This is a genomic window from Kutzneria viridogrisea DSM 43870 (assembly GCF_000525635.1).
Lineage (GTDB): Bacteria > Actinomycetota > Actinomycetes > Mycobacteriales > Pseudonocardiaceae > Kutzneria > Kutzneria viridogrisea.
Window position 1 is genome coordinate 4,337,132 of record NZ_CP007155.1, and the last position, 26,022, is coordinate 4,363,153.

Here is a 26,022-nt window from a genome sequence, read left to right on the forward strand (position 1 = left end):
TGACCGGTCAGAATCGATCGCTACGGCCATCCGAGGAATGCCCCTGGCCCCGCCTGCTCCGACAGGCCCAGGGGAATTGCTGCCTCGGCGGTATTTACCACCGGAATTCCCCACCGGATTGCCCAGTGCCCACCCCGGCTCGTCCCCGCGAACCTACTTGCCGGCCGACCGTTCACCGGGCTGCCGCGACCGGGTGCAACTGGTGATCTACGGCTTCGAGCACGGCGTCCGGCACTGGTGAGCAGGGCCGGGTTCGGCGATAACGAGAAGAAATCACCTGTTCGTACCCTCCGCCGTTGAGGTTGATCAACGTTGGGGGCGAGCAGGTGTCGGTTGTGCGCGCGCGGGGTCTCACCCTGCCCGAGGTGTTCCAGGCCCGCGTGGCGCGAGAACCGCGGGCGCGGGCGCTGGTGTGCGGCGCGAGCGCGCTGACCGCGGCCGAGCTCAACGCGCGCGCGAACCAGGTCGCGCACCACCTCATCGCGCGCGGGATCGGCCCGGAGGACGTGGTGGCCCTGGTGCTGCCGCGGTCGGTGGACCTGGTCGTCGCGCTGCTCGGCGTGCTCAAGGCGGGCGCCGCCTACCTGCCCGTGGACCTCGCGTACCCGGTGAGCCGCAAGGAGTTCATGCTGGCCGACGCGGCGCCAGCGTGCGTGCTGGGCCCCGAGGAGGTGCGTGCCGCCCGCGACCAGCCGACCGCCGACCCGTCCGACGCGGACCGCGTCCGGCCGCTCACCCCGCTCAGCCCGGCCCACGTGGTCTACACCTCGGGGTCCACCGGGCGGCCCAAGGGGGTGCTCGGACTGCACCGGGGACTGGTCAACCGGCTGGCCTGGATGGCCGAGTCGTACCCGTTCCACGCCGAGGAGCCGGTGCTGGCCCGCAGCTCGATCAGCTTCATCGACGGGTCCACGGAGCTGCTCGGCCCGTTGCTGCACGGAGCCCTGGTGGTGCTGGCCGACGCCGCCACCGCACGCAGCGCGGTGGAACTGGGCGAGGCCATCGCGCAGCACGGGATCGGCCGCATCACCGTGGTGCCGAGCCTGATCGCGGAGTTCCTGGAGGTGTGCGGCCCCGAGCAGCTTGCCTCGTGCGGGTTGTGGATCAGCAGCGGGGAAGCGCTGCCCACCGCGCTGGCCGAGCGGTTCGCCGAGCACCTGCCCGGCGCCGTGCTGCTCAACCTGTACGGGTGCTCCGAGGCCAGCGGCGACAGCCTGTTCGCCCCGGCTGGTGAGCGACTCGGCACGTCGGTGCACAACACCACCACGCACCTGCTGGACGAACGGCTCCGCCCGGTGGCCGAAGGCGAGGTGGGCGAGCTGTACCTGGCTGGCGCCGGGTTGGCGCGCGGCTACCTGCACCAGCCCGCGCAGACCGCCCAGCGCTTCGTGGCCAACCCGTTCGGCGGCGGCACGATGTACCGCACCGGCGACCTCGCGCGGCGTGGCGCCGACGGCACGCTGGAGTTGGTCGGTCGCGCGGACGAGCAGGTGAAGATCCGCGGCTTCCGAGTGGAACTCGGCGAGGTCCAAGCGGCGCTGCTGCACCACGAGGCCGTCAGCCGGGCCGCAGTGGTGGTGCGGCCTGGCCAGCAACTGGTCGGTTACGTGGTGGCCGAGGCCGACCCGGCGGCGATTCGCGAGCACGTGGCCGAGCGGTTGCCGGAGCACATGGTGCCCGCGGCCGTGGTGGCCCTGGCCGAGTTGCCGCTGCTGCCCAACGGCAAGGTGGACCGCGCGGCCCTGCCCGCACCCGACTTCGCGGCTCTGGCCCAGGGCCGCTCGCCCCGCACACCTCGCGAGCACCAGCTCTGCGGCCTGATCGCCGACCTGCTCGGACTCGCCAGCGTCGGCATCGACGCCGACTTCTTCGCACTGGGCGGGCAGTCCCTGCTGGCCACGCGGCTCGTCGGCCGGGTACGCGCCGAGTTCGGCGCCGAGCTCACCGTGCGCGAGGTGTTCGAGGCGCGCACGGTGGCCGAGTTGGCCCGGAGCCTGGACGGAGCCGGTGCGGCCCGCACCTCGCCGGTCGCCACACCGCGGTCCGGCCAGGTGCCGCTGTCCTTCGCGCAGCAGGGCCTGTGGTTCCTCAACCAGGCCGAGACCGCGGGGTACGGCGTGCCGCTGCTGCTCAGGTTCCGCGGTGAGGTGGATCGTCCCGCGTTGTGCGCCGCGGTCGACGACCTCGTGCAGCGGCACGAGATCCTGCGCACGGCGTTCCCCGCGACCGATGGTGTGCCGCACCAGCGGATCGTGCCGTGGGCTGGGGTGTCCACAGGTGAGGGCACCGTGCGGCAGGCGGCACGGCAGCCCTTCGACCTGGAACGTGAACCGGCCTTCCGCGCCGTGCTGTTCGAGGACGCGTTGTTGTTGCTGGCGCACCACGTCATCACCGACGGCTGGTCGGAACGGGTGCTCACGGCGGACCTCACGCTGGCCTACGAGGCGCGCCGTGTGGGGCGGGCGCCGCAGTGGTCGGCGCTGCCCGTGCAGTACGCGGACTACGTGCTGTGGCAACGGGATCTGCTCGGGGACGAGTCCGATCCGAGCAGTCTGACCAGTCAGCAGTTGGCGTACTGGCGGGCGGCTCTGCGCGATGCGCCGGAATGCCTGGTGCTGCCCACCGACCGTGCACGGCCGGAGGTCGCCAGCAACCGGGGCGGCGCGGTGCCAGTGGAGCTGGACTCGTTGCTGCACGGGGATTTGTCCGCGCTGGCGCGGTCCACGGACAGCACGGTGTTCATGGTGGTGCAGGCGGCGCTGGTCGCCCTGCTGACCAGGTTGGGCGCGGGCAGCGACATCCCGGTCGGTACCGCTCTCGCCGGGCGCACCGACCCCGCGTTGGACGGGCTGGTCGGCTTCTTCACCAACACGCTGGTGCTGCGCGTGGACAGCGAGGGGGACCCGACCTTCCGCGAGCTGCTGCGGCGGACCAGGGACACCGACCTCGCCGCGTTCGCCCACCAGGACGTGCCCTTCGACCGCGTGGTGCGGGCACTCAACCCCGCGCGCACGGCCGCGCACCACCCGCTGTTCCAGGTCATGCTCACGCTGGACGACGTGCCCGAGGGCCGATCCGCCTTCGACGCCGAGGAACTGCTCACCGGCACCGCCAAGTTCGACCTGGACCTGAGGCTGCGGCACGACCCGTCGGCGGGGCTGCGCGGGCACCTGGAGTACGCCACCGACCTGTTCGACGAGTCCACCGCGGCCGGGATCGTGGACAAGCTGCTGCGCGTCCTGCGCGGTGCCGTGGCCAACCCGGACCAGCCGCTGTCCGCGCTGGAGGTCCTGTCCGCGCAGGAGCGCCACCAGCTGCTGGTGGACTGGAACGCCACCGCCCACCCGGTGCCCGACACGACGGTGGTGCACCTGCTCGCCGAGCAGGCCGCGCGCACGCCCGAGGCCGTCGCGGTCGTGCACAGGACGGGCCAGCTCACCTACCGGGAGCTGGACGCCAGGTCGAACCGGCTGGCCCGCGAGCTGATCCGGCGCGGGGCGGCCCCGGAGCGCTTCGTCGCCGTGCGACTGCCCCGCTCGCTGGACCTCGTCTTGGCGCTGATCGGCGTGCTGAAGTCGGGCGCCGCCTACCTGCCGCTCGACCCGAGCCACCCGCCGCAGCGCCTGTCCGCGCTGATCGAGGACGTGGACCCGGTCCTGGTGCTGACCGAGCTCGGTGCGCTCGACCAGTCCGACGGGCCGCTGCCGGTCACCTGCCTGCCCGCCAACCCGGCGTTCGTGATCTTCACCTCCGGTTCGACCGGGCGGCCCAAGGGCGTCGTGGTCGAACACCGCTCGCTCACCCAGTACCTGGCCTGGGCGCGGTCGGCCTACCCGAGCACGGCGGGGCGGACCCTGTTGCACTCACCGGTCGCCTTTGACCTCACGGCCACCGGCCTGTTCGGCACGCTGACCACCGGCGGGTGCGTGCACCTGGTGGACCTCGCCGAGGGCCCCGAGCCGGTGGACCGGCCCAGCTTCGTCAAGGCCACACCCAGCCACCTGGCGCTGCTGCGCACCCTGCCCGCCGAGTACTCGCCCAGCGGGCAACTGGTCCTGGGCGGCGAGCCCCTGCCGGGCGAGCAGTTGCGGCAGTGGCGGTCCGCCAACCCCGGCGTCACCGTGGTCAACGAGTACGGCCCCACGGAGACCACCGTGGGCTGCACGGAACTGGTCATCCCACCCGGGGCACCGGACCGCACGGGGATCCTGCCCATCGGCAGGCCGGTCTGGAACACCAGGATGTACGTGCTGGACCGGGCGCTGCGGCCGGTGCCGGCCGGTGTGCGCGGCGAGCTCTACATCGCGGGCGAGCTGGTGACCCGCGGCTACCTCAACCGGCGTGGCCTGACTGCCACGCGTTTCCTGGCCGATCCGTTCGGCCCGCCCGGCAGCCGCATGTACCGGTCGGGGGACCTGGGCCGGTGGACCGCCCGCGGCGAGTTGGAGTTCCTCGGCCGGGTCGACAACCAGGTCAAGGTGCGGGGGTTCCGGGTCGAGCTCGGTGAGGTCGAAGCCGTGCTGCGCGGCCACAGCGGGGTGGAGCAGGCCGCCGTCGTGCAGCGCGCGGAACGGGTCGTGGCCTACCTCGTCGGTGCGGTCGAGGTCGACCGCGTGCGCCAGCACCTCGCGGCGGCCCTGCCGGACTACATGGTGCCCAGCGCGTTCGTGGTGGTCGACGCCCTACCATTGACCCGCAACGGAAAGCTCGATGTGAGCGCGCTTCCGGAGCCGGTCCTCGCCACGACGCACCGCGACCCGAGCACGCCGACCGAGCGGGTGCTGTGCTCGCTCATCGCCGAACTGCTCGACCTGCCCGAGGTCGGCGTGGACGACGGGTTCTTCGACCTGGGCGGGGACAGCATCACCTCGATCCAGCTCGTGGCGCGGGCCAGGGCCGCCGGGTTGGTGATCACCCCGCGCGAGGTGTTCCGGCACCGCACCGCCGCACGGCTCGCGGCCGTCGCGAGGCTCGCCACCACCGAAGTGTCCACTGTGGATGACGGGACCGGCCGGACCTCGACCAGCCCGATGATGCAGTGGCTGCGCGAATCCGGCGGTCCGATCACCGGGTTCCACCAGTCAGCGCGGCTACGCGTGCCGCAGGGGCTCACCGAGGACCAGGTGCACGCTGGCGTGCAGGCCGTGCTCGACCGGCACGACGTACTGCGCGCGCGGCTGACCGGGGACTGGACGTTGGACATCGCCCAACCGGGTGCCGTGACGGCGGCCCAGTGCTTCGGCGCCGAGGAACTGCGCCCGGAGGACGGCGTTGTGGTGCTGGCCAAGTGGGACCGCGCCGAACACCTGGACCTCGTGCTGCACCACCTGGTCGTGGACGGGGTGTCGTGGCGGATCCTCGCCGAGGACCTGGACTCGGCGTGGACCGCACTCGCCCACGGGCGGCCCGTCGAGCTGCCGCCGGTGGGCGTCTCGTTCCGCCGCTGGACCGAACTGCTCGGCGACCGGCCACGGCGCGAGGAGCTGCCGTTCTGGCGCGAGCTGCTCGAACGGGACGAGCCGCCACTGGGCGAGCGGCCGCTCGACCCGGCCCGCGACGTGTTCGCCACCGCGCGCGAACTCACCCTCACTCTGTCCACATCGGACACTGAACCGCTGCTGACCACGGCACCGGCCTGGGTGCACGGCGGGGTGGACGACGTGCTGCTCACCGGGTTCGCCCTCGCGCTGCGCGGGTGGCGTGGCACCGGAGCCGTGCTGGTCGACCTGGAGGGGCACGGCCGCGACGCCACGGCGGCCGAGCTGGACCTGCACCGCACCGTCGGCTGGTTCACCAACATCTACCCGGCGCTGCTCGACCCCGGTACCGGCGACGCGGGCCAGGCGCTCAAGCGCGTCAAGGAACAACTGCGGGCACTTCCCTCCGGCGGCACCGGGTTCGGCGCGCTGCGCCACCTCGACGAGCAGGGCCGCGCGGAGCTCGCGCCGCTGGCCGCCCCGCAGGTGTGCTTCAACTACCTCGGCCGGTTCACTGGTTCCGCCGGGATCGGCAGCGGCGCCGACCCGGACGCTCCGCTGCGGTACGCGTTGGAGGTCAACGCGATCACGCTGGACGGCCCGCGGCTGGCGGTGACCTGGACCTGGCCGGGGGAGTTGTTCGCCGAGCGGGAGATCCGCGAGCTGGCCGAGCGCTGGTTCACGGCGCTGCGTGAGATCGCCGCGGTCACCGGCGCGTCGAGGCCGCGCCGCACCCCCTCGGACCTGCCACTGGTCGGCCTGTCCCAGGGCGAGGTCGAGCGGCTTGAGGACGCGCACCCCGGCCTGGTCGACCTCCTGCCGCTCACCCCGTTGCAGGAGGGGCTGGTCTTCCACGCCCGCTACGACCAGAGCGCCGCCGACGTGTACGCGGTGCAGTACGACATCGCGCTCGAAGGCCGCCTCGACCCCGAACGGCTGCACCAGGCCGCGCGCACCCTGTTGACCCGTCACCCGAACCTGCGCGCGAGCTTCCACACCTCGGGGCTGGACCGCCCCGTGCAGGTGATCCCCGGCGAGGCGGCACTGCCGTGGCGGCACGTGCACCTGGCCGCGGGCGAGGTGGACCGCGCCGCCGCCGAGGAGCGCGCCCGCCCGTTCGACCTGGACCGCCCGCCGCTGCTGCGGTTCCTGCTGATCAGCCTGGGGGCGGATCAGTACCGGTTGATCTTCACCTGCCACCACGTGCTGCTCGACGGCTGGTCCACGCAGGTGTTCCTGCGCGAGTTGTTCGCACTGCACCGCGGTGAACTGCCCGAGCCGCCGAGCTACCGGACCTACCTGGAGTGGCTGGCCGCCCAGGACCGCGACACGGCAGAGCACGCGTGGCGGCACGCGTTGGCAGGTCTGGACGAGCCCACCCGGCTGGTGGCCGCCGAGCGCACTGGCGGGGCGCATCCCGAGCAGTTCCTCGTGACGCTGCACGAGGAACTTGCCGCGGACCTGACGGGGTGCGCCAGGCGCAGCGGGGTCACGCTGAACACGGTGTTCCAGGTGGCCTGGGCGCTGCTGCTGGGCGTGCACACCGGGCGGTCCGACGTGGTGCTGGGAGCGACGGTCTCCGGCCGTCCGCCTGAGCTACCCGGGGTCGAGTCCATGGTGGGCCTGTTCATCAACACGGTGCCGGTCCGGGTGCGGCTGTGCCCGTCGGAGTCGGTCGGGGACCTGCTGCGCAGGGTGCAGGACGAGCAGGCCGAGTTGCTTGCCCACCAGCACATCGGGCTCACCCAGGTGCACACCCTCGCCGGACACGGGGAGCTGTTCGACACCCTGCTCGTGTTCGAGAACTACCCGGAGGGCTTCACCACACCGGACGAGCTGCTGCGCGTCACCGGCGTGTCCGACCGCGACGCCGACCACTACCCGCTGAGCCTGATGGTGCTGCCGGGCAACGAACTCCGGCTGCGGATCGGTTTCCGCCCCGACCTGCTTGCCCGCGAGCAGGTGGACCGACTGGTCGAGCACCTGCACGCACTGCTGTCCAGCCTCGCCAAGGACACCGGGCAGCCGGTGAGCCGGATCGACCACCTGGCGCCGCAGGAACGCCGCGAGCTGGCCGAGTTGTGCGGCGCAACCGCGGACCCGCGCCCGGCGGACACGGTCGCCGACCTGTTCGAGCGGCAGGTGGAACGCACGCCGGACGCCGTGGCGGTGCTGGACGAGCTGACCTACGAGGAGCTGAACCGGCGGGCGAACCGCTTGGCGCACAAGCTGATCAGCCTGGGCATCGGGGCCGAGGACCTGGTGGCCGTTGCCCTGCCGCACGACGCCGACCTGGTGATCACGCTGCTGGCGGTGCTCAAGTCCGGCGCGGGCTACGTCCCCCTGGACCTGGACTACCCGGCCGCGCGCACCGAGTTCCTGCTCACCGACAGCCGACCCGCCCTCCTGCTCACCGACTCCGCTCGCGCCGCGCGGGTTCCCGACACCGGGGTCGCCCGGCTGCTGATCGACAAGGCGGAACTTCCCGAGCAGGACGCGAACCCGGTGGTGGCGCGGGACCCGCGGTGCCCGGCGTACCTGATCTACACCTCGGGTTCGACCGGGACGCCCAAGGGCGTGCTGGTGGAGCAGCGCTCCGTGGTCGCCTACCTGGAGCAGGCCAGCCGGTCCTACCCGAGCGCGCGCGGAACCGCGACCGTGCACTCCTCGATCGCCTTCGACCTCACCGTGACCGCCCTCTACACGCCACTGGTCTGCGGCGGCAGCGTGCGCATGGCCAGGCTGGAGGCCACCAGCGAGCGCGGGACCCTGCTCAAGGCCACCCCGAGCCACCTGCCGATGCTGGACGACCGCTGCTCGCCCACCGCGGAACTCGTGCTGGGCGGTGAACCGCTGCGCGGCGAGGCGCTGGCGGACTGGCGCCGCGCGCACCCGGACGTCACCGTGATCAACGCGTACGGCCCCACCGAGACCACCGTGAACTGCACCGAGCACCGCATCGAGCCGGGCACGCCCGTACCGGTAGGTCCGGTGCCGATCGGCAGGGCGATCCCGGGCAACTCCGTGCACGTGTACGACGCATGGCTGCGCCCGGTGCCGGTCGGCGTGGTCGGCGAGTTGTACGTGGGCGGTTCCGGACTGGCGCGCGGTTACCTGCGGCGGCCCGGGTTGACCGCGACCCGGTTCGTGGCCGCCGCCTCCGGTGCGCGCCTGTACCGCACCGGCGACCTGGTCCGGTGGACCCCGGGTGGGCTGCTGGAGTTCGTCGGTCGCGCGGACGGCCAGGTCAAGGTCCGCGGTCACCGCGTGGAACTCGGCGAGGTCGAACACGTGCTCGCCGAGCACCCGGCAGTGGAGCGCGCAGTGGTGGTCGTGTCCGGTGACGGGCGGATCATCGCCTACCCCGTGCTGCGCCCCGGGCGGGCCGCCGACCTCCGCGAGCACGCCAGGACCCGCCTGCCCGAACACATGGTGCCCGCGATCCTCGTGCCGATCCCAGCGGTTCCGCTGACCCCCAACGGCAAGCTCGACCGCGCGGCCCTGCCCGCCCCCGACTTCGGTGCCCGCTCCACTGGGCGCGCGCCGCGCACCGAGCGCGAGCGGGTGCTGTGCGCGCTGTTCGCCGACGTCCTCGGTGTGGGGCAGGTCAGCGTGGACGACAACTTCTTCGACCTGGGCGGACATTCGCTGCTGGCCATGCGCCTGATCGGCCGGGTCAGCGGCGAGTTGGGCGCTGACCTGCCAATCCGCGCGCTGTTCGACGCGCCGACGGTCCTGCAACTGGCCGACCTGCTGCGCGAGGGTGAGTCCGCGCGTCCCCAGCTGCGGCCGGTGGACCGCCCCGAGCTCATCCCGCTCGCGCCAGTCCAAAGTGGACTCTGGTTCCGCGACCGGCTGGGCGGCACCTACACCTCACCGGTCCTGCTGCGCCTGCGCGGCGCGGTCGACCGGGACGCGCTGCAAGCCGCGGCCAACGACGTGATGGGCCGACACGAGAGCCTGCGCACCCTGTTCCCGGCCGTCAACGGCGTGCCGTACCAACGGATTATGCCCGCGGAGCAGGCCGAGGTGGTGCTGGAGCAGGATCAGGACGAGGCTCGGCGGCCGTTCGACCTCGGTACCGATCTGCCGATCCGGTTCGCGCTGTCCGACGGACTGCTACTGATCACCGCCCACCACATCGTGAGCGACGGCTGGTCGCAGGGACCGCTGCTGCGCGACCTCGCGCGGGCCTACTCCGCCCGCGTGGCCGGGACGGCACCGGACTGGGAGCCGCTTCCCGTGCAGTACGCGGACTTCGTGCTCTGGCAGGGCCAACTGCCCAGCACCGGTACCGAGTACTGGCAGGAAGTGCTGCACGACCTGCCGACCAGGATCGAACTGCCCGGCGACCGCCCGCGCCCGGCCGTGGCCAGCCACCGCGGCGACTCGGTCCCCGTGCGGATCCCGGCCGGGCTGCACGGCGAGGTCCTGCGCCTGGCCAGGACCACCGGCACCACCGTGTTCATGGTGCTGCACGCGGGCTTGGCGGCGCTGCTGACCCGACTGGGCTCGGGCACCGACATCCCGATCGGCACGGTGACCGCGGGCCGCCCGGAGCCCGTGCTGGAGGAACTGGTCGGCTACTTCGTCAACACCGTGGTGCTGCGCACGTCCACGGACGGCCAGCCGAGTTTCCGCGAGCTGCTGGACCGCGTGCGGGAGACCGACCTCGGCGCCTACGCCCACCAGGACGTCACGGTGGAACGGCTCGTCGAGCTGCTGCGCCCCGCGCGCTCGCTGGCGCACCACCCGCTGTTCCAGGTGATGCTGATCCTCCAGCACGAATCCGCCCCGCTGACAGGCTTCACCGGGTTGAGCGTGGACCAGCTCGACTCGCCGAGCACCTCCGCCTGGTTCGACCTCGAACTGAACCTGCGCGACCACCGGGCCGCCGACGGCTCGCCCGCGGGCATCGAGGGCGTGCTGGACTTCGCCACGGACCTGTTCGACCGGGACACCGCCGCCCGCCTCGTCGAGCAGCTGGTCGACCTGCTCGCGCGGTTCTGCGCCGACCCGGACGCGGTCGTCGTGGCGGGGGAGCCGCTGCTGGCGGTCGAGGCCGAACCAGCGGAACCCGTTGTCCGGCAGGAGGTGTGGACCGAGGAGCACCGCGCGCTGAGTGCGCTGTTCGCCGAGGTGCTGGGTGTGGCGAGGATCGATCCGCTGGACGACTTCTTCGTGGCGGGCGGGCATTCGCTGTCAGCGATCCGGCTGCTCAGTCGGATCAGGTCGGTGTTCGGCGTGGAGTTGCCCGTGCGGGCGGTGTTCGAGGCCCCGACCGCGGCCCAGCTGCTACCACGACTGCGCCACGGCGGTCGGGTCCGGCCCCAGTTGGTGGCCGCGCCCAGGCCGGACCGGGTTCCGCTGTCCTACGCACAGCAGCGCCTGTGGTTCCTGTACCGCATGGAAGGCGCGAGCCCGACCTACAACATCCCGCTCGTGCTGCACCTGTCCGGGGCGTTGGACCGCGCCGCGTTGCAGGAGGCGATCCGGGACGTCATGCGGCGGCACGAGTCGCTGCGCACGATGTTCCCGGACGTGGACGGCATTGCGTACCAGCACATCCTGCCCGCGGACGGACCGCTGCTGGAAATGTCCGTTGTGGACGGTTCGGGTGACCTGGACGAGGCGATCCGGTACGGCTTCGACCTGTCCACCGAGTTGCCGCTGCGCGCGACGCTGTTCGCGCACAGTGCCACCGAGCACGTGTTGCTCCTGCTGCGCCATCACATCGCCAGCGACGGCTGGTCCTTCGCGCCGCTGGTCCGCGACCTGTCGGCCTGCTACGCCGCACGCCGCGGCGGGTCCGCGGCACACCTGCCCGAACTTCCGGTCCAGTACGCGGACTACGCGCTGTGGCAACGAGAACTGCTCGGTGACGAGCAGGACCCGGGCAGCGAGGCGGGACGCCAACTGGCCCACTGGGTCGAGGCGCTGGCCGGACTGCCCGACGAGCTCGAACTGCCCGCCGACCGGGTCCGCCCCGCCGTGGCCTCCTACCGAGGTGCCCAGCACGACTTCCTCGTCGACGAGGCCGTGCGCGGCGCGCTGGCCGATCTCGCGCGGGAGTCGAACGCCACGCTGTTCATGGTGTTGCAGGCGGCGCTGAGCGTGCTGCTCATGCGAATGGGCGCGGGCGAGGACATCCCCGTCGGCACCGCCGTGGCCGGGCGCACCGAGGACGCGGTCAGCGACCTGGTGGGCTTCTTCGTCAACACCCTCGTGCTGCGCGCGGACCTGTCGGGCCGGCCCAGCTTCCGCGAGCTGCTGGCCCGGGTGCGCGACACCGACCTGGCGGCCTTCGCCCACCAGGACCTGCCCTTCGAGCGGCTGGTGGAGGCCCTGCGCCCGGCCCGCTCGACCGGACGGCACCCGCTGTTCCAGGTCATGCTCGTGGTGCAGAACAACCAGGACGGCCAGCTCACCATGCCGGGCCTGGACGCGCGGATCCAGGAGGTCACGACCGGCATGGCCAAGCTCGACCTGTCGTTCGTGGTCGAGGAAGTGGCCGGGACCGAGCTGCGCACCTCGATCGAGTACGCCACGGACCTGTTCGACGCGGCCACGATCGAGGCGCTGGCTACCAGGTACCACCAGGTACTGATCGAGGTGTTGCGCGACCCGGACCGTCCGGTGACGGCGATTCCCGTGCTGAGCCCGCCGGAGCAGTACCGGGTGCTGCGCGGGTGGAACGGCGGGCCGGGTGCGGAATCGAAGACCCTGCCGCAGCTGTTCGAGGAGCAGGTGCGGCGTACGCCGGGCAACGCGGCGGTGGAGTGCGCGGACCGCGTGCTGACCTACCGGGAGCTCAACGCGCGGGCGAACCTGTTGGCGCGCGGCCTGCCCAGTGCCGGGATCGTGGCGGTGGCGCTGCCGCGTTCGGTCGAACTCGTGGTCGCGATCCTCGCGGTGCTCAAGGCGGGCGCCGCCTACCTGCCCGTGGACCCGGGCTACCCGGCTGAGCGCATCGCCCACCTGCTGGCCGACTCGCGGCCGGAACTGGTGATCACCGACCCCACCGGGGCCGCCACCTTGCCCGAGGACGGCACACCCCGGCTGCTGATCGACTCCGCGCCGACCCGTGGGCAGGACGGGGACCTCGGGGCGCGCGGGTCCGTGGACGACCTGGCGTACGTGATCTACACCTCGGGGTCGACCGGCCTGCCCAAGGGGGTTGCCGTCACTCACCGGGGCCTGGCCAACCTGGTCGGCAACCAGGCCCGCTCCTACCGGGTGGACGAGCAGGCGCGGGTGTTGCAGTTCGTCTCGCCCAGTTTCGACGTGTCCGTGGCGGAGCTGTGCCTGGCGCTGCTGCACGGCGGCTGCCTCGTGGTACCGCCCCGCCCCGTGCTCGGCGCCGAGCTGACCGCGGCCCTGGCCGAGCAGCGGATCACCCACGTGCACGTACCGCCCTCGGTGCTGGCCACGGTCCCGCCCGCCGAGCTGCCCGAGCTGCGAGTGTTGATCACCGGCGGCGAGCGGTGCCCCGAGGACCTGGCGGCGGTCTGGTCGCGGGATCGGCTGCTGGTCAACGCCTACGGCCCCACCGAGGCCACCGTGGACGTCACCTGGGCGGACCGCCCCGAGGTGATCGGCAGGCCGATCGCGGGCGCGCGGGTGCACGTGCTCGACGGCGAGCTGAACCCGGTGCCGCCCGGCGTGCCCGGAGAGCTGTACGTGGCGGGCGACGGCCTGGCCCGCGGTTACCTGGGCCGACCGGCGCTGACCGCCCAGCGGTTCGTGGCCAACCCCTTCGACGGCGGTCGCATGTACCGCACCGGAGACCTGGTGCGGTGGCGGGCGGACGGCCAGTTGGAGTACCTGCACCGCGTGGACGACCAGGTCAAGGTGCGCGGGTTCCGCGTCGAACTGGGGGAGATCACCGCGGCGCTGCGCACGCATCCCGCGGTCGAGCAGGCCGCGGTGGTCGTCCGCGAGGACCGGCCCGGTGACCGGCGGCTCGTCGGCTACGTGGTGGCCCGCGGCCGCACCGAACCCCGGCAACTGCGTGAGTACCTGGCGAGCACGCTGCCCGAGCACCTGGTGCCCTCGGCGGTCCTGGTGCTCGACGCGCTCCCGTTGACCCCCAACGGCAAGCTCGACCACGCGGCGCTGCCCGCCCCCGACACCACCGGCAGCCAGCCGGGTCGTGCGCCGCGGACTGAGCGCGAGCAGGTGCTGTGCGGGCTGTTCGCCGAGGTGCTGGGCTTGCCACAGGTCGGCGTGGACGAGGGCTTCTTCGAGCTGGGCGGGCACTCGCTGCTCGCGGTGCGGCTGATCGGCCGGGTCCAGGCCGCCTTCGAGGTGGACCTGCCGGTGGCGGCGGTGTTCGACGCGCCCACCGTCGCGGAGTTGATCGACCGGATCGACGGGGCCGAGCAGGCACGGCCCCGGCTGCGGCCGATGCCGCGGCCCGCACTGGTTCCACTGTCCTACGCGCAGCAGCGCCTGTGGTTCCTGCAACGGGTGGACCGCGCCGCCACCACCTACAACGTGCCGCTCGCGCTGCGTCTACGCGGCGAGCTGGACCGGCCCGCTCTGCTCGCGGCGCTCGGCGACGTGGTGGCCCGGCACGAGTCCCTGCGCACGATCTTCCCCGAGCAGGACGGTGAGCCGCATCAGCTCGTCCTGCCCCCGACCAGCCCGCGGCTGCACGACGCCGAGCCCGGCCACGCCTTCGACCTGGCGACCGAGCCGCCGCTGCGGTGCTCGCTGGTCCGGCACACGCCCACCGAGCACGTCCTGCTCCTGCTCGTGCACCACGTGGCCAGCGACGGCTGGTCGATGGCGCCGCTGGCCGGTGACCTGGCCCGTGCGTACGCGGCGCGGCGGGCCGGTGCGGCTCCACAGTGGACTGATCTGTCCGTGCAGTACGCGGACTACACGCTGTGGCAACGAGAACTGCTCGGCAGCCCGGAGGACCCCAGCAGCCTGATGTCCCGGCAGCTGGAGTTCTGGCGCGTCGCGCTGGCGGATTTGCCCGAGCTCGTCGAGCTGCCCGCCGACCGGCCCCGGCCAGCAGCGGCCTCACACCGCGGCGCGGAAATCGAGTTCGCCCTCGACGCCGGTCTGCACAAGGCCGTGCTCGACCTGGCCCGCGCCAGCGGCACGACGACGTTCATGGTGCTGCACGCGGCACTCGCCGCGCTGCTGGCCGAACTCGGCGCGGGCACCGATATCGCCGTGGGCGTGCCGGTGGCCGGGCGCTCCGACCTGGCACTGGACGAGTTGGTCGGCTTCTTCGTCAACACCCTCGTGCTGCGCGTGGACCTGTCCGGCAGCCCGAGCTTCCGCGAGCTGCTGGCCAGGGTGCGCAAGGCCGATCTGGCCGCTTACGCGCACCAGGACGTGCCCTTCGACCGCGTGGTGGAGGCCCTGAAACCGACCCGGTCCCTCGCGCACCACCCGTGGTTCCAGGTCATGCTGAGCCTGCAAAGCCAGCCCTCCGGTGAGCTGTCGCTGCCGGGGCTGGCGGTGGAACCGGTCGAGGTCGACGCCGCGGTGGCCCGGTTCGACCTGGAGTTCCGGTTCACCGAGCGCTACGCGGACGAGGTTCCGGCCGGTCTGCACGGGGTCATCGAGTACGCCACCGACCTCTACGACCGCCGCACCGCGTCCAGGCTGGCGGACCGGTTCACCGGCTTGCTGGGCCAGGTGCTCGCCGACCCGCGGCACCCGGTCGAGGCCGCGCCCCGCCTACCCGTGGCCGTCCTGCCCGAGACGCCCGCCGCACCGGTCGACACGCCGCAGGCGGAGATCCTGTGCGGGCTGATCGCCGACGTGCTCGGCCACGACTCGGTCGGCGCTGGGGACAGCTTCTTCGAGCTGGGCGGCCACTCGCTGTCGGCGATCAAGTTGCTGAGCCGGGTCCGCGCGGTGTTCGGCGTGGAGTTGCCGATCCGCGCCCTGTTCGAGGCGCCCACTGCCGCGGGCCTGGCCGCCCAGTTGACGACCGTCACCCGTGCCGCGAGCCCGGTGAGCCAGCTCCCTCGACCGGACAAGCTGCCGCTGTCGCACGCGCAGCGCAGGCTGTGGTTCCTGCACCGGCTTTCCGGGCCGAGCACGACCTACAACGTGCCGCTGGCCCTGAAGCTGACCGGTGCCCTGGACCGGGCCGCGTTGTGCGCCGCGGTGGACGACCTCGTGCGCAGGCACGAAACACTGCGCACGGCGTTCTCCGAGGTCGACGGCGAACCCGTGCAGACGGTGCTGGAGCACACCCCGGTGCGGACTTCCCTTGTGGAGACGGCTGATCTGGCCGCGGCGGTGCTCACCGAGACCCGGCACGCCTTCGACCTGGAGACCGAGGTCCCGTTCCGGCCAACCCTGTTCGCCGCCAGCGACACCGAACACGTGCTCGTGCTGCTGATGCACCACCTCGTCACCGACGGGTGGTCCGAGGCCGTGCTGCGGCGCGACCTGGTGACGGCGTACACCGCGCGGTGTGCCGGTCAGGAGCCGAACTGGCCGCCACTCACCGTGCAGTACGCGGACCACGTGCTGAGGCAGCCCGCGCTGCCGGACTCGGCTTTCGAGCGGTTGGCGAACCTGCCGGAACTGCTCGACCTGCCCACCGACCGGCCGCGCCCCGCAAGACCCAGCCACGAGGGCGGCACCATTGAGTTCACAGTGGACAGTGAGCTGCACGCCGCGCTGACCCGTCTCGTGCGCAGCTCGGGCACCACGCTGTTCATGGTCGTGCACGCCGCGTTGGCGGTGCTGCTGACCCGGCTCGGCGCCGGTGCGGACATCCCGATCGGCACGCCGGTCGCCGGACGCCCGGACGAGGCGCTGCACGAGGTGGTCGGGTTCTTCGTGAACACGCTCGTGCTGCGCACCGACACCAGCGGCGACCCGGGCTTCACCGAGTTGCTGGCCCGCGTGCGGGACGCCGACCTGGCCGCGTACGCCGAGCAGGACGTGCCCTTCGAGCGGCTGGTGGAGGTGCTCAACCCCGCCCGTTCGCTGGCGCACAACCCGTTGTTCCAGGTCATGCTCGTACTCCAGCACGACACCGAGCCCGATCCCGAACTGCCCGGCCTGAGCGTGCGGGAGGTCGCCCCGGCGAGTTGGGTGGCCAAGTTCGACCTGACCTTCGCGCTCAGCGAGCAGCACGGAGCGGCCGGCCTGCACGGGGAGTTGGAGTACGCCACCGACCTGTTCGACCGGCAGACCGCCCAGGAGTTGGCGGACCGCCTGATCCGCGTGCTCCGAGCCGTGTCCGCCGACCCGGACGCGCCCATCAGCCGTGCCGAACTGCTCGCCGCCACTGAGCGGGAACTCGTTGTGCGCGAGTGGAACGACACCGCGCGGCCGGTGCTGGACCGCACGATCCCGGAACTGGTCGAGGCCCAGCCCGCGGACGCCGTGGCACTGTGCGACGGCGAGGAGGAGATCAGCTACGGCGAACTCAACCGGCGGGCCAACCGGCTCGCCCATCACCTGATCGCGCTCGGCGTGACCGCGGAGCAGCCGGTGGCACTGCTGCTGGCGCCCTCCGTGGAGCTGGTGGTGGCGCAGTTGGCGGTCCTCAAGGCGGGCGGCGCCTACGTCCCGCTGGACACCCGTCACCCCGTCGCCAGGACGAACCTCGTGCTGACGCGGCTGGGGATCAGCCTGCTGCTCACCGACCAGCGGCACCGCCCCACCGAGGTCCCCGCACGCGTGGTGCTCGTGGAGCAGGTACCCGACCTGCCCGCCACGAGCCCGCAGGTGCCGGTGGCCCCGGCGAATGCCTGCTACGTCATGCACACCTCGGGGTCCACCGGCTTGCCCAAGGGTGTGACCGTCACCCACCGCAACGTCGTGCACCTCGCCGCCGACCGCCGGATGAGCGACCCGGGCAAGGTGCTGCTGCACTCCTCGACGGCGTTCGACGCCAACACCTACGAAGTGTGGACGACCCTGCTCAACGGCGGGCAGGTCGTGCTCGCCGCGCACACCGGGCACCCCGACGCCGCGGCGCTGTGGCGGCAGATCGAGCGCTACGGCGTCACCGACCTGTTCCTGACCACCGCGCTGTTCGCCGTACTGGCCGAGGAACCCGGCACGGCACCGCCCTCGCTGCGCCGGATCTGGACCGGGGGAGAGGCCGCCTCCGCGCACGCGATGCGTGCCATGCTCGCGCGCTGCCCGGACACCCGCATCGGGCACGTGTACGGCCCCACCGAGGCCACGACCTTTGCCACCGCCTTCGAGGTCGACCTGGCCGAGGCCGCACCGCCGATCGGGCGGCCGATGGACAACACCCGCTGCCACGTGCTGGACGCCTGGTTGCGGCCGGTGCCGCCCGGTGTCACCGGCGAGCTGTACCTCGCCGGTACCGGACTCGCGCGCGGCTACGCGGCCAACCCTGGGCTGACCGCCGAGCGCTTCGTGGCGGACCCGTTCGGACCGGCGGGCGAGCGCCTGTACCGCACGGGAGACCTGGCCCGGTGGAACCGTGACGGCGCCCTCGAACACCTCGGCCGGGCCGACCAGCAGGTGAAGATCCGCGGCTTCCGGGTGGAACCGGGCGAGGTCGAGGCGTGCCTGCTCGGCAGCGCACAGGTGGCGCGGGCATCCGTTCTCCCACGCCGGGACCACCTCGGTGAGCTGCGGCTGGTGGCCTACGTCGTCCCGGCGGCCGAGCCGGTCGACCTGGATCAGCTGCGCGCGCAACTGCGGGATCGGCTTCCGGAGTACATGGTGCCCACGAGCTTCGTGCCCGTGCCCGAGCTGCCGCTCAAGCCCTCGGGCAAGCTCGACCCCGCCCGGTTGCCCGATCCGGAGCCCGCTGTGGCCGCCGGTCCGCTGGGTGTGGCCTCGCCCCAGGAGGCCGTGCTGTGCGCGCTGTTCGGCCAGGTGCTGGGGATCGCCGAGGTGGGCCCGCGGGACGACTTCTTCCAACTGGGTGGGCACTCGCTGCTGGCCACGAAGTTGATCAGCCGCATCCGGACGGCCTTCGGCGTGGAAGTGCCCATCCGCGCGCTGTTCGAGACGCCGACCGCCGCGGGCTTGGCGCCCCGGCTGACCGGCACCGGAAGCGCCCGGCCCGCGCTGACCCGCCGTGCGCGCCCCGCGCGGTTGCCGCTGTCGTTCGCCCAGCACCGGCTGTGGTTCCTCAACCGGCTCGACGGTCCCAGCGCCACGTACAACATCGCGCTGGCCGTGTCGCTCACCGGTGACCTCGACGTGCCCGCGCTCGGCCTCGCCGTCGGCGACCTCGTGGCCCGTCACGAGAGCCTGCGCACGGTGTTCCCGCTCGACGGGGACACCCCGTACCAGCAGGTCCTGGACCAGGTCCCGGGCATGGTGGTGGTCGATGGCGGTCCCGAGCAGGTGGCCGAGGCCGCGCGTGCCCCGTTCGACCTGCTCACCGAGCCGCCGATCCGGGTCACCCTGTTCCGAACCGGTCCGTCCCAGCACGTGCTGCTCCTGCTGCTGCACCACATCGCCGGTGACGGCTGGTCCATGGATCCACTGTGGACAGACCTCGCCGCCGCCTACGCGGCCCGGGTGCAGGGCGCGCAACCGCAGTGGCCCGACCTCCCGGTGCAGTACGCGGACTACGCGCTGTGGCAACGGGAACTGCTGGCCGACGACCGGCAGTTGGCCTACTGGCGGGGCACGCTCGCGGGCCTGCCGGAGCAACTGGACCTGCCCACCGACCGCCGACGTCCCGCTGTCGCCTCCTACCGGGGCGAGCAGATCAGTCTGAACGTGGACGCGGAGTTGCACCGGGGCCTGCTCGGGCTGGCCCGCGACACCGGCACCACCCTGTTCATGGTGGTGCAGGCCGGTCTCGCCGCACTGCTGACCCGCCTGGGCGCGGGCACGGACGTGCCGATCGGCACCGCGGTGGCGGGCCGCACCGACGAGGCGCTGGACCAGCTCGTCGGCTTCTTCGTGAACAACCTCGTGCTGCGCACCGACACCAGCGGCGATCCCGGTTTCGCCGAGTTGCTGACCCGGGTCCGCGACACCGACCTGGCGGCCTTCGCCCACCAGGACCTGCCCTTCGAGCGGCTGGTGGAGGCCCTCAACCCGGCGCGGTCACTGGCCAGGCACCCGCTGTTCCAGGTGCTGCTGATCCTGCAGAACAACCGTGCCGCGGCCCTGCGGCTGCCCGGGGTCGAGGCCGCCGTGACCGATGTCGGCACCGGCACGGTCAAGGTGGACCTCGAACTCGACCTGGTGGAGCAGCACGCGGCGGACGGATCACCCGCCGGGCTCGACGGTGTCCTGCAGTACGCCGTGGACCTGTTCGACCGGGACACCGCGCAGGCGCTCGCGACGCGACTGGTCCGTCTGCTCAGCCATGCCGTGCTCAGCCCGGACACCCCGCTGAGTGGGCTCGCGCTGCTGTCCGATGTGGAGCGTCACGAACTGTTGGTGGCGCGGAACAACACCGACCGCGAGGTACCCGGCCTGTCCCTGCCGGAACTGGTCGGCCAGCAGGTGCGCCGAACCCCCAGCGCCCCGGCGGTGATCTGCGGCGACACCGTTCTGTCCTATGCGGACCTGGACCGGCGGGCGACCCGGCTCGCCCGGTACCTGATCACCCTCGGCGCGGGTCCCGAACGCGTGCTCGCACTGGCGCTGCGCCGATCCGCGCACGTACCGGTCGTGCTGCTGGCGATCCAGAAGACCGGCGCCGCCTACCTGCCGATCGATCCGGCGCACCCGGCGGAACGGATCGCCTACGTGCTCGGCGACGCGCGACCGCTGTGCCTGATCACCGATGCCCGGGTCGAGGCCGGTGACGTGCTGGTGGTCGACCCCGAGGACCCCGCCATCGAGCAGTACCCGGCGGGGGAGTTGGCGGTGCCCGCCGCCGAGAACCGGCTCGCGTACGTGATCTACACCTCGGGCTCGACGGGACGTCCCAAGGGCGTGCTCGTCACGGTGGGCAACCTGGTCAATTTCCTTGCGGCGATGCGTGAGGTCGTGCCGCTCTCCCCGGTCGACCGGGTGCTGGCGGTGACCACGATCGCCTTCGACATCGCCGCGCTGGAGCTCTACCTGCCCCTGATCTCCGGTGCCGCCGTGGTCATCGCCGAGGACGCGGCCGTGCGCGAACCCGCCGCCCTCGCAGCGCTCATCTCCTCGGCCGGGGTCACGGTCGCGCAGGCCACACCCGGCCTGTGGCAGGCGTTGCACGAGCACGGCCACGACCCGGTCCGCGTGCTGACCGGTGGTGAGGCGCTGCCCGCCGCGCTGGCCCGACGGCTCACCGCCTCCGGTGCGCCGGTGACCAACCTGTACGGCCCGACCGAGACCACCATCTGGTCCACCGCCGCCACGATCACCACGGAGAACGCCGACGCGCCCCCGATCGGCGCGCCCATCGCCAACACCCGGGCGTACGTGCTGGACGGTGCCCTGCAACCGGTGCCGACCGGGGTCACCGGCGAGCTCTACCTCGCCGGTGACGGGGTCGCGCGCGGGTATGCGGGGCAGCCCGGCCTGACCGCGACGCGGTTCGTGGCCAACCCGTTCGGTGGCGGTCGGCTCTACCGCACCGGGGATCTCGCCCGCTGGCGCGGTGACGGGCAGTTGGAGTACGTCACCCGCGTCGACGACCAGGTGAAGCTGCGCGGATTCCGCATCGAACTCGGCGAGGTGGCAGCCGTGCTCGCCCGCCACCCGCGAGTGTCCGCGGCGGTGGCCGTCGTGCGTGGTGGCGCGCGGCTGGTCGGCTACCTCCAGGGCACGGACGTGCCGGTGCAGGAGGTGCTGGCGCAGGCACGCGGGTGGCTGCCGGACTACATGGTGCCCTCCGCGCTGGTCGTGCTGGACTCGTTGCCGATGACACCGAACGGCAAGGTCGATCGCACCGCCCTGCCCGATCCGGAACGGGCCGAGACCTCGGGCCGGGCACCACTGACCGGGCGCGAGCAGGTGCTGTGCGGGCTGTTCGCCGAGGTGCTGGGTCTGCCCGAGGTCGGGGTGGGCGAGGACTTCTTCGCGCTGGGCGGCCATTCCCTGCTGGCCAGCGCGCTGACCAACCGGGTCCGCACCGCACTCGGCTGCGAACTGGCGATCCGTGACGTGTTCCTCGCCCCGAGCCCGGCTGCGCTCGCCCACCGCCTGACCGGGGCGGCAGGCGCCCGGCCGCGGTTGCTCGCCGGGCCGCGCCCCGACCGGGTGCCGCTGTCCTACGCCCAGGCCAGGTTGTGGTTCCTGCACCGGTTGGAAGGCCCCAGCAGCACGTACAACCTGCCGCTGGTGTTCCGGGTGACCGGTGACCTGGACCTGTCCGCACTGCGGTCGGCGGTCCGCGACCTTGTTGCCCGGCACGAGGTCCTGCGCACGGTGATCCGCGGCGAGGCTGAGGCCCGCCAGGTGGTTCTCGACGCCTCGCCCGAGTTCACCGTGGTGGAGACCGAGGACCTGGACCGCGCGCTCGCCGAGCACCTGGGCCACGGGTTCGACCTGTCCGCGGAACTGCCTTTGCGTGTCACGGTCTTCGCCACCGGCGGCGAGCACGTGGTGCTGCTGTTGATGCACCACATCGCCAGCGACGGCGGTTCGGAGGGACCGCTGGTGCGCGACCTGTCGACCGCGTACGCGGCCCGGCTCGGCGGCTCCGCGCCACAATGGACTGATCTGCCCGTGCAGTACGCGGATTACGCCCTGTGGCAGCGGACCGCTCCGGACCCCGACGTCGAGTTCTGGCGCACCGAGTTGGCCGAACTGCCCGAGGCGGTGACGCTGCCGACCGACCACCCGCGACCCGCCGTGGCCTCGCACCGCGGCGACCACGTGGAGTTCGAGCTGGGCGAGTCCGTGCACCGCGGGATCACCGAGCTGGCCAGATCCACCGGCAGCACGGAGTTCATGGTGGTGCAGGCCGGTCTCGCCGTGCTGTTGTCCCGACTTGGCTGTGGCACGGACATCCCGATCGGCACTCCCGTGTCGGGTCGCTCCGACGTGGCGCTGGAAGACCTGATCGGCTTCTTCGCCAACACCCTGGTCCTGCGCACGGACACCGCGGGCGATCCGCCGTTCGCGGAGTTGGTGCGACGGGTCCGCGCAGCCGATCTGGCCGCGTTCAGCCACCAGGACGTGCCGTTCGAGCGGCTCGTCGACCTCGTCAATCCCGAGCGCTCGCTGGCGCACCACCCGCTGTTCCAGGTGATGCTGACTGTCGCGCAGGACGGTCCGGCCAGGCTCGTGCTGCCTGGCGCCGAGGTGCGCGCGGTCGGTGTCGGCACCGGGGTCGCCAAGTTCGACCTGGCGTTCACCCTGTTCACCCGCGGGGACGGCGGCATGGGCGGGGTGCTCGAATACGCCACCGACCTGTTCGAACCGGCCACCGCGCAGGCCATCGCGGACCGGTTCGTGCGCGTGCTCACCGCCGTGGTCGCCGAGCCGGGCGCTGTGATCAGCGCGGTCGAGGTGTGTTCACCAGAGGAGACCCACCGGCTGCTCGTCGAGTGGAACCGCACTGATCGGCTCGTGCCGCGGGCGACCGTGGCAGAGCTGTTCGAGCGGCAGGTGCGCGCCACGCCGGACGCCGCGGCCGTGGTGTTCGAGCACGAGGAACTGTCCTATCGGGAGTTGAACCGGCGTGCGGATCGCTTGGCGCACTGGCTGGTCGCGAGTGGAGTCGGCCCGGAGCGACTCGTCGCCGTGTCCCTGCCGCGCGGGATCGACCTGGTCGTGGCGTTCCTGGCCGTGCAGAAGTCCGGTGGCGGCTTCCTCGCCGTTGATCCGGACTACCCCGCTGAGCGGGTCGACTTCATGCTGCGGGACGCGCGGCCCGCGGTCGTGCTCACCGAAATGCCCACACTGACCACTCCCGGCGGGAAACTCCCGAGCGCGGACCTCGCCAACACGGCGTACGTGATCTACACCTCCGGGTCGACGGGCCGCCCCAAGGGTGTTGTCGTGACGCACCAGGGCATCGCCAGCCTGGTGCGCGCCCAGGCCGATGCGTTCGGCATCGGACCGGGCAGCCGCGTGCTCCAGTTCGCCTCCGCCAGTTTCGACGCCTCGGTGTCGGAGTTGTGCGTGGCGCTGCTGACCGGTGCCTGCCTCGTGCTGGGTCCCGTCGATCGACTGGTCGGTGAGCCGCTGCCGGTGCTGCTCGCCGAACACGGCGTCACTCACCTCACCTTGCCGCCCTCAGCCTTGTCCGCGCTGCCCGAGCACAGCCTCGACCCCGGCGTCACCCTGGTGGTGGCCGGTGAGGCGTGTCCGCCCGCGTTGGCCGAGACCTGGTCGCGGGGCCGCCGCATGCTCAACGCGTACGGCCCGAGCGAGGCCACGGTCTGCTCCACCATCAGCGACCCACTGTCCAGTTCGGACACACCAATCGGTCGGCCCATCACCAACACCAAGGTGTACGTGCTCGATCCCGCGCTGCGGCTGGTCCCGCCAGGTGTGGCGGGGGAGCTGTACGTCAGCGGTCCGGGGCTGGCGCGCGGGTACGCCGGGCAGCCCGGCCTGACCGCGACGCGGTTCGTGGCCAACCCGTTCGGCGGCGGCAGGATGTACCGCACCGGGGACCTCGTGCGGTGGGCCGTGGACGGTCAGCTGGAGTTCCTGGGCCGGACCGACGAGCAGGTGAAGCTGCGCGGGTACCGCATCGAACTGGGCGAGATCGAGTCCGCGCTCACGCGGGCGCCCGGCGTGGTCCAGGCTGCCGTCACCGATCGCCTCGTGGCCTACGTGGTCGGCGAGGCGCGGCCAGCGGACCTGCGCGCACACCTCGCGCGCGTGCTGCCGAGCTACATGGTGCCCTCGGTGTACGTCCCGCTGGACGCGCTTCCGTTGCTGCCCAACGGGAAAGTCGACCGCAGTGGGCTGCCTGCCCCGGTCGTCGCGGCGAGTGGGGGAGAGGCGGGCACGCCCACCGAGGACCTGTTCCGCACACTGATCGCCGAGGTGCTCGGCCTGCCCGGCGTCGGCGTGGACGACAGCTTCTTCGAACTCGGCGGGGACAGCATCCTCTCGCTGCGGCTGGTGTCCCGGGCCCGTGCCGCCGGGCGGGTGATCACCGCGCGCGAGGTGTTCCTGCACCGCACCGCCCGCGGCCTGGCCGCCGCGGCCGACCGGGCACGTCCTGTTGTGGTCGAGCCCGCCGAGGCAGGGCTGGGCCCGGTGCTCGGCACGCCGATCTCCGAGTGGCTCTGGCAGCGCGGCGGACCGGTCGGCGGCTTCACCCAGTCGCTGGTGCTGCGGGTACCGGCAGACCTCGGCCGCGAGCGCCTGGTCACGGCGTGGCAGGCCGTGCTCGACCGGCACGACATGTTGCGCGCCGTGTTGCGTGACGGGCAACTCGTCGTAGCCCACCGGGGCGCGGTTCACGCCACCGAGCAGATCACCCGCGTGCCCGTCACCGCGCAGGACGTGCACGAAGTCGTTGCCGCACAGGGAATCGCCGCACGCGACCGGCTCAACCTGAGCGCCGGACCGCTCAGTCAGCTGGTGTGGTTCGACGCGGGCGCGGGCAAGCCCGGTTGGCTGCTCCTGGTCGCCCACCACCTCGTCGTGGACGGCATCTCCCTGCGGATCCTGGTCGAGGACCTGGCCACCGCGTGGCGGGCCGGTGACCTGGCCCCGGTGCCCACCTCGTTCCGGACCTGGGCCCGGCACCTGCACGGCCAGGCCCGGCGCCCCGAGCGGGTCGCCGAACTGGAGCGGTGGCTCGCCGTGGCCGCCACCCCCGACCCGCCGCTGACCACCCGGCCGTTGGACCCGGAGCGCGATGTCACCGGCACCGCCGCGGAACTGCGCCTGTGCCTGCCCGCGGCGCACGCGACGCCCCTGCTCACCTCCGTGCCCGCCCGGTACGACGCCGGAGTGCAGGACGTGCTGCTCGCCGGTCTCGCCCTCGCCATTGCCCGTTGGCGGCGTGCTCGCGGGATCAGCGCCGACAGCCAGGTGCTCGTGGACCTCGAAGGTCATGGCCGCGTCACCGGGATCGCCGAGGGAGTGGACCTGTCGCGCACCGTCGGCTGGTTCACCACCCTGTTCCCGGTGCGCCTGGACCCCGGCGAGCGGACCAGCACCGCCGTGAGCCTGGTCAAGGAGCAGGTCCGTGCCGTTGCCGACGACGGGATCGGTTACGGGCTGCTGCGCCACCTCAACCCCGCCACCCGTGCGGCACTGGCCGGTGCGCCGACCCCGCAGATCGGCTTCAACTACCTGGGCCGGTTCACCACCACCGACACCGCGTGGAGCGTGGCCGAGGACCTGTCCGGGCCGCCCGGCAGCGACCCCGGTATGCCGCTGGCGCACGTCCTGGAGGTCAACGCGCACGCCGAGGACTCCGCGGGTTCGCTCGAACTCGTCGCCACCTGGACCTGGCCCGGTGACCTGCTCGGCGAGCCCGAGGTCCGCGAGTTCGCCGAGCTCTGGTTCCAGGTGCTGCGCCAGCTCGCCGACTCGCCCGACTTCGCCCTGGCGCACCTGGACCAGTCCGAGATCGAGGAACTGGAGGCCGAGTTCGGACCTGTTGAGCCGTAGGTCCTCCTCGATCGGCTCGGGTCGCACCTTCCGCGCACCGGCACTGATGTGGAACACTGCCGTTCCCAACGTGGTCCACGCCACA

The 26,022-nt window shown here is 72.5% G+C and carries 1 protein-coding gene; it reads left to right on the plus strand.

Annotated elements, in window-relative coordinates; all coding sequences use genetic code 11:
* Positions 1–296: 296 nt before the first annotated feature.
* Positions 297–25,937, plus strand: coding sequence for a non-ribosomal peptide synthetase (locus KALB_RS19325; RefSeq protein ID WP_081789405.1), 25,641 nt, complete (start codon positions 297–299; stop codon positions 25,935–25,937).
* Positions 25,938–26,022 lie beyond the last annotated feature (85 nt).